Here is a 15801-nt window from a genome sequence, read left to right as displayed (position 1 = left end):
GGGAAACCCTCGCCCAGCCTTTGTCTGCGGTCTGTTTGCGCGCCGTGTGCGGACGTGCGGCTTAGGGGCGCGCCTCCCACACCGCGGTCAGCTTTGCCGCTGCGGCATGCAGTTCTTTGGCGAAGGAGTCGTAGACGTCTTCCGTCAGACGGGACGTGGGGGAGGACGTTGAGAGTGCCGCGGGCACGGGTGCGCCGGGCACGTGCACTGCCAGGCACCGCACGCCGATTTCCTGTTCTTCGTCATCAAGGGCGAAACCGCGTTCCCGGCTGAGCTCCAGTTCGGCTCGCAGTGCCGGGGCATCAATTGACGAGGTGGAGGCGAGTATCGCTTCGACCTCACCGGAGGGCAGGTGGGCAAGCGTTGCTTTGCCTACGCCGGAGCTGTGCATCGGCACGCGTGCGCCGACTTCTGTGAACATGCGCATGGATCGGCGGGATGCCGCCTGGGCGACGTACGTCATGGTTGTGCCCTGCATAAACGCGAGGTTGACGGTTTCGCCGAGTTTGCCCGCGAGTTCGTCGAGGATCGGCTGCAGATCATAGCCGACCTGCGCGGCTGCCTGCGCGCCCAGGCGGATGAGGGCAGCTCCCAGGGAGTAGCGTTTGTCGGGGAGCTGTCCCACGTAGCCGCGGGCGGACAGGGTCGCCAGAATGCGGTGGACCGTCGGGGCCGGAAGACTCAGCTGCTCTGCGATGTCGATGGAGCGGGCAGCCCCGCCCATGGAGCCGAGCGCCTCGAGGACGTCGAGGGTGCGGTCGACTGATTGAACTCGCGATGTCGGTGCCAATTCGCCTCCTGACTGCACACACGTGACAATGCGACGTAGAACACATCTAGCGTAGTATACTAATTTCACTAGATGGAAATGAAAATTCATTTCTGTACCTTGCCGTTGATACGCAAAAGGTGGGCAAATGCTCGAAGAACTGATCTCCTCCCTGCCCGAGGGTGTTGTCACCGTCAATCCCGACCAGATGGAGGCGTACCGTCGCGACCGTGCGAACGATCCCAACGCCGGCATGCCGCTGGCCGTTGTGCGTGCGCGCAGCGCTGAGCACGTGCAGACTGCGGTGCGCTGGGCGGCGAAGCACGATGTCCCCGTCATTCCCCGGGGCGCCGGTTCGGGTCTGTCGGGCGGCTCCACTGCGCAGGACGGCGCGATCGTCATTTCTTTGGACAAAATGCGCGACATCACGATCGACGTTGCAACCCGCACCGCTGTCGTGCAGCCCGGTGCGTACAACGGTGAAGTCAACGCGGCAGCTCAGGCTGAGGGTCTGTGGTATCCGCCGGACCCTGCTTCACGCGAATTCTGCTCGATCGGCGGCAACATTTCGACCAATGCCGGTGGTCTGTGCTGCGTGAAGTACGGCGTCACAACGGACTACGTGCTTGGGCTGAAGGTGGTGCTGGCTGACGGCAAGCTCATCACGCTGGGCGGCCCCCGCGTCAAGGATGTGGCAGGGTTCTCGCTGACCAAGCTGTTCATCGGTTCGGAAGGTGCGCTCGGCATCGTCGTCGAGATCACCCTGCGTCTGGTGCCGCAGCAGCGCACCCCATCGACCCTCGTGGCCATCTTCCCGAGCCTCGAGTGCTCCTCGAAGGCTGTCCTCGACATCACTCGCAGCATGCAGCCCTCAATGCTCGAATTCATGGACAACCCGACCATCAACGCCGTTGAAGACGACCTGCGCATGGGCCTGGATCGCGCTGCGGCGGCCATGCTCATCATCCAGTCGGACGAACCGGCAGAGTTTGCGGCATCCGAAATGCAGCGGATGGAAGACATCTGCAACGCGGCCGGTGCTACCGAATGCCTGTCGACAACCGACCCGGATGAGGGCGAGCAGTTTGCTTTTGCCCGTCGCCACGCAATTCCCGCCATCGAGAAGACCGGCTCCATCCTTCTGGAGGACGTCGGTGTTCCCATTCCCAAGCTGGGTGACCTCGTGGTGGGCATTGCGGAAATCGCAGAGCGCAACGGCGTGCGCATTCCCGTTATGGCTCACGCCGGTGACGGCAACACCCACCCGCTCGTCGTCTTCGACCCCACCGTTGAGGGCGAGGAAGAGCGGGCCAATAAGGCCTACGGCGAGGTCATGAGCCTCGCCATCAACCTGGGCGGAACCATCACCGGCGAGCACGGTGTTGGCAAGCTCAAGCAGCCCTGGCTGAAGGACTACCTGGGCGAGGACGTCTACGAACTCAACGAGCGCATCAAGAAAGCCTTGGACCCCCAGGGCATCCTCAACCCCGGAACGATGGTTGTCGTGGGCCCGCACGCTAAGCCCAGCGCCTGACTATGACAATGCGGAAGCCGGCTGGGGCAGCTATTGACTCCAGCCGGCTTTTCCGCCTAATCTTTCAATGTGTGAATCAAAGATTTCACAATGTGAAATCACACGAATAGGAGACAGACAATGACCACTGCCGACCTGCAGCTGCCCGAAGGCATGGAAATCACCGCTGAGCTCAAGCCCGAATACTCCAAGGTCCTCACCGCTGAGGCCCTGCAGCTCATCGCCGACCTGCACCGCAAGTACGAAGGCGAACGCCAGGACCGCCTGGCCGCGCGCGTCGAACGCCAGAAGTTCCTCGACGAAGGCGGCGAACTCGACTTCCTCGAAGAGACCAAGGCCATCCGCGAAGACGAGACCTGGCAGGTGGCGCCTCCTGCCCCCGGCCTGGAAGACCGCCGTGTTGAGGTCACCGGCCCCACGTACCGCAAGATGACGATCAACGCGCTTAACTCCGGCGCCAAGGCGTGGCTGGCAGACCAGGAAGACGCCAACACTCCCGCGTGGGACTCCGTCATCGGCGGACAGATCAACCTGCTTGACGCAACCAACCGCGAAATCGACTTCGTTGCCGAAGAAACCGGCAAGGAATACAAGCTGCGTCCCGACGAAGAGCTGCCCACAATCATCGTGCGCCCCCGCGGCTGGCACATGACCGAAAAGCACATCCTCGTTGACGGCACTCCTGTCTCCGGTTCGATCGTCGACTTCGTGCTGTACTTCGCAAGTGCCGGCCGCAAGCAGATTGAAAAGGGCCGCGGCCCCTACTTCTACCTGCCGAAGATGGAATCGCACCTGGAAGCCCGCCTGTGGAACAACATCTTCGTTGACGCTCAGGAAGCCCTCGGCGTTCCGCGCGGCACCATCCGCGCCACCTGCCTCATCGAAACCTACCCGGCGGCGTTCGAAATGGAAGAGATCCTCTACGAACTGCGCGAACACTCCTCGGGGCTCAACGCAGGCCGTTGGGACTACATCTTCTCGGTCATCAAGACCCACCGGAACAAGGGCGAAGACTGGATCACCCCGGACCGCGCTCAGGTGACCATGACCGTTCCGTTCATGCGCGCCTACACCGAACTTCTGGTGCGCACTTGCCACAAGCGCGGTGCACACGCCATCGGCGGTATGTCGGCGTTCATCCCCTCGAAGGACGAAGAAGCCAACAAGAAGGCATACGACCAGGTCACGAACGACAAGTCGCGTGAAGCCGGCGACGGCTTTGACGGTTCGTGGGTTGCCCACCCCGGCATGGTCGAAACCTGCAAGGAAGCTTTCACCAAGGTTCTGGGTGATCGCCCCAACCAGATCGACAAGAAGCGCGAAGACGTCAACGTCACCGCAGCCGACATCCTCAGTGTGAAGGACACCCCCGGCCAGATCACGGAAGGCGGCCTGCGCACCAACATTTCGGTAGGCATCCAGTACGTCCAGTCGTGGCTCAACGGCAACGGTGCCGCTGCCATCAACGGTCTGATGGAGGACGCCGCGACCGCTGAAATCTCCCGCAGCCAGGTGTGGCAGTGGGTCAAGGAAGGCGTGAAGCTGGACGACTCGGGTGAGCAGATCACGAAGGACTTCGTGCAGAAGCTCATTGACGAAGAGACCGCGAAGCTCTCCGGTGACAACCTCGAGCAGGCAACCAAGCTCTTCACCGAAATGGCGCTGGATGACGAATACCACGACTTCCTCACCCTGCCGGCTTACGAGCTGCTGGGCTGATGGAAACCTGAGCTGAAGGATCCTCCTCCCGAAGCTCAACACTGAGGCCCCCGCGAAGTCTTCGCGGGGGCCTCAGTGCGTTTTGGCAGCGGTCCGTGGGCAGCTGTCGCAGAGCAGCCGCCCAAAGGCAGTCACCTGGTGCGCAGAACCTCTTCAGCGGCTGACACAGTGTCTGGCGTGTACATCGATCCGAACAGGTGAACGTGGGCCAGAAGGCCGAACAGCTGGTGTGCGGGAATATCGTCACGCCAGCCGCTCGGCATGGGGTGTTCGGACTCATAGCCGGCGAAGATTTCGTTCAGGTGGGCAGCGCCGAACATGGCGAGCATCGCCAAATCCTCCAAGCGGTGTCCGCCGTGGGCGGCCGGGTCTATGAGCACCGCACCGTCGGCCGTCCACATGACGTTTCCGCTCCACAGGTCGCCGTGGACGCGTGCTGGTTCTTCTGCCGGCCCTGCGGCAATGCCGTCGTAGGCGCCTTCTGCGATGAGGTCGACTGCTTCTTCAACCGCAGCCGCACCGCGGGCTCCCAACTGCCCGCGAGCGCGCTCCAAAAGCGGGCGCAGACGGTCCTCAGCCCAGAACTCACCGAAAGATTCACGAGGTGCCGCCGGCACCTCGAACGGCTGGCTCAGGGGGCCGAAGTAGGCGGGGGAGTGGGGTGCCCAACCGAACCCCGGTGCACCTGAGCTGTGCAGGCAGGCCAGCTGCGCACCAAAGGTGCGCGCCGCCTCGGGAGTCGAGGGAGCAGACTCCAGTCGTTCAAGCTCGAGCCGGTCATCGGTCACGCCGAGGACCCGAACCACCGGAATGACCCCGGGTTCAGCCAGCCATCGCAGACCGGCAGCTTCAGCTTGGAAGAAGCCAGTGGGAGTACCTGCGCGCTGTTTGGTGAATGCCATGTACTTCAGTGTAGGAGCAGCCTCATGACCTCGACCTGCTGCCGCGGACTCTTAGCTGGTTTTGCCTGCGGGTCAGTCTGGCCAGTCTTGGTGTCCCTTGGTGCGCGGGACGTCGATCCCGGCCTCTTTGCCGGCCGGGGCCGAGGCGGGGCTTGCGGATTCATGGCTCGTACCCCGGATCTTCGCGATGGTTCGCATGAGGTGGTAGATGCCGATAGCGCACGCGGTGCCGATGGCGATGCCCTCAAAGCGCATGCCAGCCGGAGCCCACGTGTAGTTGGCGATGGCGGTGATCATGGCAACTGCCGCCGTGTTGAGGTTGACAGGGTCGGAAAAGTCGACGCGGTTCTGCACCCAAATGCGGATGCCGAGCATGCCGATCATGCCGTAGAGAACAGTCGCGGCACCGCCGAGAACGCCCGGCGGGATGGTGGCAATGGCCGCACCGAACTTCGGCGTCATCGACAGGGCCAGCGCACACAGGGCAGCAAACATGTAGGCCGCCGTCGAATACACGCGGGTTGCGGCCATAACACCGATGTTTTCGGCGTACGTCGTCGTACCGGAACCGCCGCCGGAACCGGCCAGGGCAGTTGAAAGGCCATCGGCGATGAGCGCGCGTCCCGTGATCGGGTCGAGGTTCTGGCCGGTCATAGCCGACACGGACTTCACGTGGCCGATGTTCTCCGCCACCAGAACAAACACCACAGGAATGAACAAACCCAGGTGCGAGGCGTCAAAAGCCGGTGCGTGGAATGTGGGCAGGCCAACCCATGAAGCCTCGCCGATGGCGGAGAAGTCCACTTCGCCTCGGAGAACTGCGGTGATGTAGCCCGCGGCCACCCCGAACAGGATCGAAAGCCTGCCGATGATGCCGCGGAAAAACACCGTGATGAACAGAATCGCCCCGATCGTCACCATCGCCGTAACGGGTGCGAGCTTCACCCAGTTCCACGCGGCAGGAGCCAGATTGAAGCCGATGAGCGCCACAATCGCACCTGTGACAACCGGCGGCATCGTCACCTCAATCCAGCGCACACCGGCAAAGTGCACGATCACGCCGATCACCAGTAGTGCAACACCCGTCGTGATGATTCCACCCTGAGCAAGCGCCATCCGCTCGGGATCAACACCCAGCCCGGACTCCGGATCAAAACCGGTGATCGCCCCGATCGGTGCCAGCAGCGCAAAAGACGAACCGAGATACGACGGCATCTTGCCCAGGGTGATCAGCAGGAACAGCAGTGTGCCGATCGCAGTGAAGAACAGCGTCGTCGACGGCGGAAAACCTGTGAGAAGCGGCACAAGGAACGTCGCACCGAACATCGCGACAACGTGCTGGGCCCCGATCCCGAACGTCCGCCCCCAGGTCAGACGCTCCCGAGGAAGCACCACCTCGCCCGGGGAAACAGACTTGCCATCGCCGTGCAGCGACCAGATGCGGTTCATGGTTCTCCTCGTGTTGACAGGTGGGCGTGCTACACGCCGCAGACCACAGAATACGCGGCCTGGGCCGCCTGCGGGCCTACTATGGTTCCATGGCGACCAGTACGACTTCCCCCGCTGCTGGTAAGCGCAAGAGGCGCGCGAGCAGTGCATCTGCCGAACCCGAAGCGGGGCCCAAGAAAGCAAACCCGGTGACCGGGGCATGGATGGGAGTTTCCCGCATGGCAGGCGATCGAACCCGCAAGGTGTTCTCAGAAGAACCCCACGACGACCCATCGCCAACCCGCCGTGACGGCACCGGCTTCTTCCTCATCGGCTTAGCCCTCGTCGTCGCCGCATTCGAATGGTGGAACATTCCCGGAGCCATCGGCGGTGCAGTGCGCGCTGTCGTCGAAGGCACCGCGGGTCGTGTTGCGCTCGCCCTGCCGATCATCTTCGTGGGCTACGCCGTGCGCCTGTTCATGCGCGGTGCTGACACCCGCGGCAACAACCGCATTCTGTTCGGCCTCATCGGCTTCGTCGCCGCCGCTGCCGGTCTTGCGCACATCTATGTCGGGGTGCCCACGTTCGCCAATTCGCACGAGGCGATGGCCAACGGGGGAGGCGCCATCGGCTTCCTCTTGGCGACGCCCCTTGTGGCTGCTGTCACCGAATACGTTGCGGTTCCGCTGCTGATCCTGCTGGGGCTGTTCTCGGTGCTCGTCATCACGGCAACTCCGGTGCAGGAGATCCCTTCGCGCCTCATGGGCGCCTACGACCGTCTGACCGGCGGACGTTCGCAGCGGTCTGAGGATGGTGACGAAGGCAGTGTTGACCTGGTCGCCGAAGACCGTCGCACGTCCACGCTGAAACCGATGGGCGCAAAGCGCCGCGGCCGGAAGAAGCAGGACGACGCTGATGCTGAGAAGTCGCGGGCCTATGACAAGGCTGTCATCGAAGAGTCCGAAACTCCGCCCTCGCAGCAGCAGACCACCGTCATGCCCGCATCGAGTGCTTATGCCGCACCTGTCGCTGAAGACGCCGAAACGGAAGTCTTCGACGTCGATGCGCCCAAGCCCGGCCAGCGCCGCCAGACAAAGGCCGAAAAGGAACGCGCTGAGCTTAAGAAGAGCCTCGGCATGGACGATGGCGCTGAAGAGGAAGCGGATGCCAGTGCTGCCAAGAAGGCAGACGTTGTTCCCGCGGTGTCCACACCGGCCCCGCAGCCGACCGGCGAACTCCCCGAACGCGTTACCCAGCTGTCCCTTGATGGTGACGTCACATACACGCTGCCGAGCACTGATCTGCTCTCAGCTGGTCCTCCGGCCAAGGAGCGTTCGGAAGCCAACGACCGTGTTGTCGCAGCACTGCGCGATGTCTTCGCAGAGTTCAAGATCAACGCCGAAGTGACCGGCTTCAGCCGCGGACCGACGGTTACCCGCTACGAAGTTGAGCTGGGACCGGGTACCAAGGTTGAGAAGATCACCAACCTGTCGAAGAACATCGCCTACGCGGTGGCCAGTGCTGAAGTGCGGATCCTGTCGCCGATCCCAGGCAAGTCCGCAATCGGCATCGAGATCCCCAACAGCGACCGCGAAACGGTCGTGCTCGGCGATGTTCTGCGCTCCGGTGCGGCCCGCCAGACGGAACACCCGATGGTTGTCGGTGTGGGCAAGGACGTCGAAGGCGGCTTCGTTGTTGCCGATCTGTCGAAGATGCCGCACATGCTCGTGGCCGGTGCCACCGGTTCCGGTAAGTCGAGCTTCATCAACTCCATGATCACCTCGATCATGATGCGCGCAACCCCGGATGACGTGCGCATGATCCTTGTGGACCCCAAGCGTGTGGAGCTGACGATCTACGACGGCATCCCGCACCTCATCACCCCCATCATCACCAACCCGAAGAAGGCTGCAGAAGCCCTCGAGTGGGTTGTCAAGGAAATGGATGCCCGCTACGACGACCTCGCACACTTCGGCTTCAAGCACGTGCGCGAATTCAACAAGGCCGTCCGCGAAGGACGCATCTCGCCGCCTGCCGGTTCGGAGCGCACGCTTCAGCCCTACCCGTACCTGCTGGTGGTTGTGGATGAGCTCGCCGACCTCATGATGGTCGCCCCGCGCGATGTTGAAGCATCGATTCAGCGCATCACTCAGCTGGCGCGCGCCGCCGGCATTCACCTGGTGCTTGCCACCCAGCGTCCGTCGGTTGATGTTGTCACCGGTCTTATCAAGGCGAACGTGCCCTCCCGCCTGGCGTTTGCAACCTCGTCGCTGGCAGACTCCCGCGTGGTCCTCGATCAGCCGGGTGCTGAAAAGCTCATCGGCCAGGGTGACGCTCTGTTCCTGCCGATGGGCGCCTCCCGCCCCATGCGCGTGCAGGGTGCGTGGATCAACGAATCCGAAATCGAAAAGGTCGTTGAACACGTCAAGGGCCAGCTGTCGCCGAACTACCGTGAAGACGTCCAGCAGGCTGCCCCGCAGAAGCAGATCGACGAAGAGATCGGCGACGACATGGACGACCTGCTGCAGGCCGTCGAACTCGTCGTCACAACTCAGTTCGGTTCGACCTCGATGCTGCAGCGCAAACTGCGCGTGGGCTTCGCCCGTGCGGGACGACTCATGGACCTCATGGAGTCCCGTGGAATCGTCGGCCCGTCCGAAGGTTCAAAGGCTCGCGACGTGCTGGTCAAACCGGAAGACCTCCCGGCCACACTCGCCTACATCAAGGGCGAAACTCCGCCTGCAGAAGAATCAGCACCCGCAGACACCGCACCTGCCGCCCCAGCCGACACCAACCCCGGTGGGGTAGGAGGGGACCAGGTGAGCTCCGCCTCGTCAGACCCGCTCAGCCATTCCGACTACACGGATGACAGCGGGCGGACTTACGACGCCGAAACCGGGCTCGAGGTCGTGGAAGCCGGCGGCGAGGACGCTTGGGATCTCACCGGCCGCTGAGCGATACAGTGAGCATGATGGAAACTTCGAAACAGGCACCCAGTTCGTGGAATGTGCCCAACGCTTTGACGGTCCTGCGGATCCTCATGGTTCCGCTGTTCCTGTGGCTGCTCCTGTCCCAGGGCGGGCAGGACCCGGTCCTGAGACTGTGGGCGTTCGGGATCTTCTGCCTGGCGATGATCACCGACTGGATTGACGGCACGGTGGCCCGCAAATACGGGCTGATCACCGACTTCGGCAAAATTGCCGACCCGATTGCCGACAAAGCGCTCATGTCCGCAGCGTTCATCGGTCTGGCGATCATCGGCGGGCCCGGCGGTCTGCCGTGGTGGGTGCCGGTCATCATCCTTGTGCGCGAATACGGCATTACCGTGATGCGTCTGATCGTGGTGAAGAAGATCGTGCTGCCGGCTTCGAAGGGTGGCAAGATCAAGACTGTTCTGCAGACTGTGGCCGTGGGACTGCTGCTCCTGGTGGTTCCGGTTGGACACCTGGGCATTTCCGGACTGACCGTGGGACTGCTGGTTGTGGCATGGGTGATCCTCGTTGCCGCGATCGTCCAGACCCTGTGGTCGGGCATGCAGTACGTGGTTGATGTTAGCCGGGCATTGAAACAGGCAGGCTGAGCGCTGTGAATGCGGCTGGTGGCGTTGAGACGGTTGGTGCCGCTGGTGAGCCGCGGCCTAGTGGTGTTCGCGCCGCTGGTGAGCCGCGGCCGGCTGCCCGCGAAGTCATTGCCGCAGCGACCAAGCGCGGCCTGACGGTTGCCACCTGCGAATCCCTGACGGCAGGTCTTCTGGCCGCTTCGCTGGCAGACGTGCCGGGTGCCTCGGCAGTTCTGCGAGGGGGACTGGTGACCTACGCGACCGGACTTAAGCACAGCTTGGCCGGGGTCGATGCTGATCTCCTGAGCGAGCGGGGTGCGGTTGATCCGGATGTCGCTCTGCAGATGGCACGAGGTGCCGCTGAAGTCTGCGGTGCTGACTTCGGGGTGTCCTGTACTGGGGTTGCCGGGCCTGACCCGCAGGACGGCAAGCCCGTCGGCCGGGTGTACATCGGGCTGTGGGAAGCCGGCGGTGGTTCTGCCGGCGATGCTGGTGCTGGCGACGGCGAAGGGCGCGGACGAGTTGAGCGGTTCGACTTTTCGGGCAGCCGAGCGCAGATCCGCAGTCAGGTTGTCGATGCCTGTTTGGAACTTCTGGCCGCGGCCGTGAAATGAGCAGTGCGTGGTCTGTGGGTGCTTTTGGGCACGAGCGCGCTGAAACCTGAATGGATCATCAGTGCTTGAGTCAGGGCCTGCCTGTAGGCTTGGGGAACAAATCTTCACCGGCCGTGGTTGGTGGTAGATGATGAACGAACAGATTTTTACGAGTCGCCTAGAGGGAGGCCACCTATGACTCTCGTCCGTACGGAAATCGGCGACACTCTGCGCTCGGCGCGCCGCCGTCAGAACCGCACTCTGCGCGATGTTTCGACGGGTGCGCGCGTTTCACTCGGCTACCTCAGCGAAATCGAACGCGGTCAGAAAGAAGCATCGTCGGAGCTTCTGGCATCCATTTGCTCTGCTCTTGATGTTCCGCTGTCCGTTGTTCTGCGCGAAGTCAGCGATCGCATCGCTCTGGCCGAAGGCGTCGAAATTCCGGACACCGTGCCGGCTGAAATGTCTGAAAGCTACCTGGGCGGGGATGCCCTGGCGCCGCAGCGCTGATTATCAGCTGATGCAGCACACTGTTTACTGGGAGCTCATGGAAGATGAGTTCGGTTCAATGCGCGCTCGTTCGCTGCACACTGATCTCGCATTGAGTTCGCTTGGTTCCCGCACCCCGGCCGAAGCTTTTGACGCTGGTTACGAGCCGCGCGAAATCTGGGAAGCCATCTGCGAAAGTGCGGGGGTCCCTTTTGAGCGTCGTTTGGGCAAAGACAAACCACTGTCGACGCCGTTCTGATATCGGCGGGTTTTGCTTCAGGAAACCTATTCGCCGTTGTGAATGTGCCGTGAGCGCCGGGCTGTGTGCCCGGCGCTTCTGCATTTCTGCGAAGGCCAAGCTCGCTGGCCTTGTGTGTCAGGTGTGCCGCGGACCTGCAGTTTCTTCGCGCCGGACGGATTTTGTCCACAGATTTGTAATGGGTCTGGTCTTGCGGTTGTCGAATCAATAGCCTGGAAAGCAGAACACGAAGATGTGGCGAACAGGAATCAATGATGCTTTCTCTGCCTTTGCAGTCTCTGGTTGGCAACTCGCATGTGCGCAAGGTGCGGCGTTTGGCGGCCGCGGTGTGTGTCGGGTGCTTGGTCCTTTCTGGCTGTTCCAGTGGGAGTGCCGAGGCTGAAGGCGTTGGTGAATCCACTTCGGGTTCGCCGTTTGCTGAACCTGAGGACCCAACTCCGAAGATTCCGGAGTACACGGTAGAAGAAGGGCTTGAGCTTTCCGACGACGACAAGCAACTGGCCGACGAGGCCGTTGTCTTCTTCACCGAGTACATGGCTGCCGCGAACCGGGCCTATAAAGACGGCGGGGTGTATTGGGATCGGTTCAACAGTATGACTGCTGGCGAGTTGAAAGAGGCTCAGGAGGCAAGCGAAAAGAAATTCAGTGAAGAAGGCCGTATTGCTAAAAACGATCTGAAAGCAAGCGAACTCACCATCGGTAACTTTGAGGCTTCAGGCCCTGAGGTTTTCTTGACGGCGTGTATGCACTACAAAGACTGGGAAACAACGAGTACCAATGGTGAACGTGTTGCCAAGCAGGACGTTAATTCAGTGTCTGGTTTCGTCATTCAACGGCCCGGCGACGAATGGCGTGTGGTTGAAATAACGAATGTGGATCAGCAATGCGACTGAAACTAGCGATCGCGATGACTATCGCAATCGCTTTGAGCGTTTTGACCCCTGTCCACCCGGCATTGGCTGCAACTTGTACTCTGGACGCAGACAGCCTTAATTGCAACAACAAATCGACGTCGAAGGGCCACAAACCGAAGGCTCCGCGAAGTTCACCTAAGGGAAAGCCTCAGGCTGAAGACCGGCGGCCAACGGGCAGCACGAAGAAGTCGGGTCCGCGGAAGCCTTCTCCGCCTCCTGTGCGGTGGCATAACCGGTGTGGTGGGCGTGTGATCAGTGTCGATGGTGGTCAGTGTTGGGTTCGGTATGAGCAGCCGCGGCAGCCGGCTAAGCCTGGCCGGCCATCAGGTGGGCGAGCGCCTGTGCAGGGTGAGCCGGCTGCACCGGCTGTTCCCGTTGTGACGCAGAAAGACTTCCAGTCGGTCCCTCTGTCTGCCGCGGAGGTTCATGTATGGCCGGATGGTTGGGGTGTTGCCGGCAAGCGCACAGCGTTTTGGACGGATGACACCACGCAGACGAAGACGTTGACCATGTTGGGCCAGGAAGTGACAGTCGAAGCAGTCCCTGTTTCGTGGCGGTGGGATTTTGGTGACGGAACAGTCAAGTGGACGCATTCACCGTGGCGAAAGCCGGTGAGTTTGGAGCGCGCTGGTTTCTATCACGTGTACAGCGAAGCTGAGCACGTGAAAGTGACAGTCACTGTGAAGTATGAGGGCAGGTTCCGCGTGGGCAATGGCCCGTGGACCGACATTGAAGGAACGGCCGAAAAGACGAGCCCGCCTCGTGATGTGACGATCTACCGGTACGAAAAGTACGTGGTCGGCGAGCACTGCAAGAAGCAGAACTGTCTTGATGAAAACCGAGCCAACCGCTGACGCTTTCACTGCCGATTCGTGAGTCAGGGTTGTCCACAGATCTGTGATGGGTCTGGTCAGGCGGTTGTCGAATCAATAGCCTGGAAAGCAGAACACGAAGATGTGGCGAACAGGAATCAATGATGCTTTCTCTGCCTATGCGGTATTTCGTTGGGGATTCGTGCGCACGGAAGGTCCGCCGCATTGTGGCCGCGGCTCTTGTCGGCTTTGTAGTTCTGAGCGGTTGCTCGAGTGGAAGCAGTGAAGCCCGGCCTCCCAGGGATTTCGTTTCTGGCTCACCGTCTGCTGAGTCGGAAAGCCCAACGCCGATGGTTCCGGAGTACACGTTTGGCGAGGGGCTTGAGGTTTCCGCTGATGACATTCAGCTGGCTGACGAAGCAGTCATTTTCTTCACCGAGTACATGGCCACAGCCAACCGGGCCTATAAAGACGGCGGTGAGTATTGGGACAAGTACATCGACATGTCCGCTGCCGATCTCAAAGAGGCAAATGAAAATGCCCGTGATGAGCTCGAAGCATCTGGATTCAGAGCCATTAACGATCTGAAATATCAAACGCCGAGAGTGTTGGATTTCGGTCTCGACGAAGATGGAGTCTTCCTAGCCGCATGCCTTGACTATCAGAACTGGGAACGTGTTTCCAACGATGGCCCATATCGTCCGGAGGGCGTGGACGACCATCCTGAGATGGGGTTTTACCTAATAAAGGCAGACGGCGTTTGGAAAGCCTCCGAACTGTACAAAGAGAGCCCATCATGCGATACAGAGTGATGCGCTTTCATTCTGGGTGATGCGACGGCCCTGCGGTTTCGAGAGGTACGTGGTCGGCGAGCACTGCAAGCGGCAGAACTGTCTTGATGAAAACCGAGCCAACAGGTAGCGCAAACACTGCGTGCAGACGGTGACGCGCCGTTCATTCAGCAGCCGACGTGCTCCGTGGGACGCACCCCAGATAATTGTGGCCGTCAGCCGGGCAGACACGCCGAAGAGCAATATAGAACACGTGTTCGGGTCGATGTATTGTTGTCATGCCGTCGAAAAAAGTTATCCACAGCTTTCGGTTCGGCATTTTCTATGTCAGTGCCTCGGTCTACAGTCAGAGCACAACGTCCAATGAGGAGGATCCATGGCAGAAAAGCCAGCATCCCGCACCGCTGAAGAGCGGGCAGCGGAACAGAAGGCCAAAGCTCTTGACTCGGCTCTGGGGCAGATTGACCGCCAGTACGGCAAGGGCGCAGTTATGCGTTTGGGTGACGACCAGCGTCCGCCCATCGAAGCGATTCCCACCGGTTCGCTCGCACTCGACGTAGCGCTCGGTGTCGGCGGTCTCCCGCGCGGCCGTGTCATCGAAATCTACGGACCGGAATCGTCCGGTAAGACCACGGTCGCCCTCCACGCTGTGGCAAGCGCCCAGAAGGCCGGCGGCATCGCGGCGTTCATCGACGCTGAACACGCGCTCGACCCGGTATACGCCAAGGCTCTTGGCGTCGACACCGACAACCTTCTTGTGTCTCAGCCTGACACCGGTGAACAGGCACTCGAAATTGCGGACATGCTCATCCGCTCCGGTGCCCTTGACATCATCGTCATCGACTCCGTTGCAGCTCTTGTTCCCAAGGCTGAAATCGAAGGCGAAATGGGTGACTCCCACGTGGGTCTGCAGGCCCGCCTCATGTCGCAGGCGCTGCGCAAGATCACCGGTGCTCTCGCAAACTCCAAGACCACCGCGATCTTCATCAACCAGCTGCGTGAAAAGGTCGGCGTCTTCTTCGGTTCACCCGAAGTCACCTCCGGAGGTAAGGCCCTGAAGTTCTACGCTTCCGTGCGCATTGACGTCCGCCGCATCGAAACGCTCAAGGAAGGCGCGGACGCAGTCGGCAACAAGACCCGCGCGAAGGTCGTCAAGAACAAGGTTGCTCCGCCTTTCAAGCAGGCCGAATTCGACATCATCTACGGCAAGGGAATTTCCCGCGAAGGCAGCATCATCGACATGGGTGTCGACAACGGAATCATCCGCAAATCCGGTTCCTGGTTCACCTATGACGGTGACCAGCTGGGTCAGGGCAAGGAGAACGTGCGCCGCTTCCTTGCGGACAACCCAGACCTGCGTGACGAAATCGAACTGAAGATCCTGACCAAGCTGGGCATCGTCGGTTCCGAAGAAGCTGCGGAAGACCAGGAGGAGACTCCGGCCAATGCCTGACACAGTTGGCACTGTTCGCCAGCTGCAGGACCAAATCGACGCGATCTCCGCGGAACACGCCGCGGGGAATCGCGACGACTACCGCATCCCCTCAGACGACCCTGAGTACAAGCGGGCCAAAAAACGGGCACTCAACATCCTCAGTGCCCGCGACCATTCCTCAGCTGAACTGCGCGACAAACTGCTGAAGAAAGAACACCCCGAAGACGTCGTCGACACCCTGATCGACAAACTCACCAACGCAAACCTGCTTGATGACAGGGCCTACGCCCACGGCTACGTGCGCGCCCAACGACAGCGTCGAAGCCTGTCGAAAAAAGCTCTGCGGCTGCAGATGCGCAAAAAGGGTCTGCCTGACGGCGCCGTGGCAGAAGCGCTTGATGACGTCCAAGCGGAAGACGAACACGAACTCGCGTTCTCTGTCGCCATGAAAAAGGCACACAGCACCCGCGGGCTTCCTCGAGAAGTTCGGGAACGCAGAATCCTCGGCATGCTCGCTCGTCGCGGATTCCCCACGGGCATCTGCCTCGACGTCACACGCCGAGCACTCGACGAAGTCTGACGTCACCGGCTGGGTGT

Annotated in this window: 15 protein-coding genes; 12 read left to right on the top strand and 3 right to left on the bottom strand. The window is 61.2% G+C overall.

Features of this window, described 5'->3' with window-relative positions:
- Positions 1-61: 61 nt before the first annotated feature.
- Entirely contained in the window at positions 62-790 is a 729-nt protein-coding gene (locus HMPREF3087_RS01805; protein WP_070427838.1) for an IclR family transcriptional regulator, read from the bottom strand.
- Positions 791-917: 127 nt separating this feature from the next.
- Between HMPREF3087_RS01805 and HMPREF3087_RS01800 the strand changes: the two genes are divergently transcribed.
- Positions 918-2303, top strand: a complete 1386-nt coding sequence (locus HMPREF3087_RS01800; RefSeq protein ID WP_070427837.1) for an FAD-binding oxidoreductase — start codon at positions 918-920, stop codon at positions 2301-2303.
- A gap of 120 nt (positions 2304-2423) precedes the next feature.
- The gene (gene aceB / locus HMPREF3087_RS01795) at positions 2424-4022 is read left to right on the top strand and encodes a malate synthase A (protein ID WP_070427836.1); all 1599 of its coding nucleotides are present in this window, start codon (positions 2424-2426) and stop codon (positions 4020-4022) included.
- A gap of 131 nt (positions 4023-4153) precedes the next feature.
- Here the strand turns inward: aceB and HMPREF3087_RS01790 are convergent, their stop codons facing one another.
- Entirely contained in the window at positions 4154-4924 is a 771-nt protein-coding gene (locus HMPREF3087_RS01790) for a fructosamine kinase family protein (protein ID WP_070427835.1), read from the bottom strand.
- Between the two features lie 72 nt (positions 4925-4996).
- Entirely contained in the window at positions 4997-6373 is a 1377-nt protein-coding gene (locus HMPREF3087_RS01785; protein ID WP_070427834.1) for a uracil-xanthine permease family protein, read from the bottom strand.
- An 89-nt stretch (positions 6374-6462) separates the two neighbouring features.
- Between HMPREF3087_RS01785 and HMPREF3087_RS01780 the strand changes: the two genes are divergently transcribed.
- From HMPREF3087_RS01780 to HMPREF3087_RS01735, 10 genes are all read left to right on the top strand, one after another.
- Positions 6463-9306, top strand: a complete 2844-nt coding sequence (locus HMPREF3087_RS01780; RefSeq protein ID WP_370919311.1) for an FtsK/SpoIIIE family DNA translocase — start codon at positions 6463-6465, stop codon at positions 9304-9306.
- A gap of 17 nt (positions 9307-9323) precedes the next feature.
- The gene (gene pgsA / locus HMPREF3087_RS01775; RefSeq protein WP_061943557.1) at positions 9324-9932 is read left to right on the top strand and encodes a CDP-diacylglycerol--glycerol-3-phosphate 3-phosphatidyltransferase; all 609 of its coding nucleotides are present in this window, start codon (positions 9324-9326) and stop codon (positions 9930-9932) included.
- Positions 9933-9937: 5 nt separating this feature from the next.
- On the top strand, positions 9938-10525 hold the full coding sequence (locus HMPREF3087_RS01770; protein WP_070427833.1) for a CinA family protein: 588 nt from the start codon (positions 9938-9940) through the stop codon (positions 10523-10525).
- 174 nt (positions 10526-10699) lie between these two features.
- Positions 10700-11014, top strand: coding sequence for a helix-turn-helix domain-containing protein (locus tag HMPREF3087_RS01765; protein WP_019174891.1), 315 nt, complete (start codon positions 10700-10702; stop codon positions 11012-11014).
- A 10-nt stretch (positions 11015-11024) separates the two neighbouring features.
- Positions 11025-11252, top strand: coding sequence for a DUF3046 domain-containing protein (locus tag HMPREF3087_RS01760; RefSeq protein ID WP_019174892.1), 228 nt, complete (start codon positions 11025-11027; stop codon positions 11250-11252).
- A 251-nt stretch (positions 11253-11503) separates the two neighbouring features.
- Positions 11504-12145, top strand: coding sequence for a hypothetical protein (locus HMPREF3087_RS01755; RefSeq protein ID WP_141738845.1), 642 nt, complete (start codon positions 11504-11506; stop codon positions 12143-12145).
- 362 nt (positions 12146-12507) lie between these two features.
- On the top strand, positions 12508-13020 hold the full coding sequence (locus tag HMPREF3087_RS01750) for a PKD domain-containing protein (RefSeq protein WP_070424571.1): 513 nt from the start codon (positions 12508-12510) through the stop codon (positions 13018-13020).
- Positions 13021-13139: 119 nt separating this feature from the next.
- On the top strand, positions 13140-13790 hold the full coding sequence (locus HMPREF3087_RS01745) for a hypothetical protein (protein WP_141738844.1): 651 nt from the start codon (positions 13140-13142) through the stop codon (positions 13788-13790).
- Positions 13791-14145: 355 nt separating this feature from the next.
- Complete coding sequence (gene recA / locus HMPREF3087_RS01740; protein WP_061943569.1) at positions 14146-15222, top strand: recombinase RecA; 1077 nt, start codon at positions 14146-14148, stop codon at positions 15220-15222.
- Positions 15215-15784 carry a regulatory protein RecX gene (locus HMPREF3087_RS01735; protein ID WP_019174898.1) on the top strand — a complete coding sequence of 190 codons (570 nt, stop codon included), beginning with the start codon at positions 15215-15217 and terminating at the stop codon, positions 15782-15784. The genes recA and HMPREF3087_RS01735 overlap by 8 nt, the downstream gene beginning before the upstream one ends.
- Positions 15785-15801 lie beyond the last annotated feature (17 nt).

Source organism: Brevibacterium sp. HMSC22B09, from assembly GCF_001806795.1.
Classification (GTDB): domain Bacteria; phylum Actinomycetota; class Actinomycetes; order Actinomycetales; family Brevibacteriaceae; genus Brevibacterium; species Brevibacterium ravenspurgense.
Note: the sequence above shows the minus strand (reverse complement) of the source record. Positions and strands in the feature narration are given on the sequence as shown.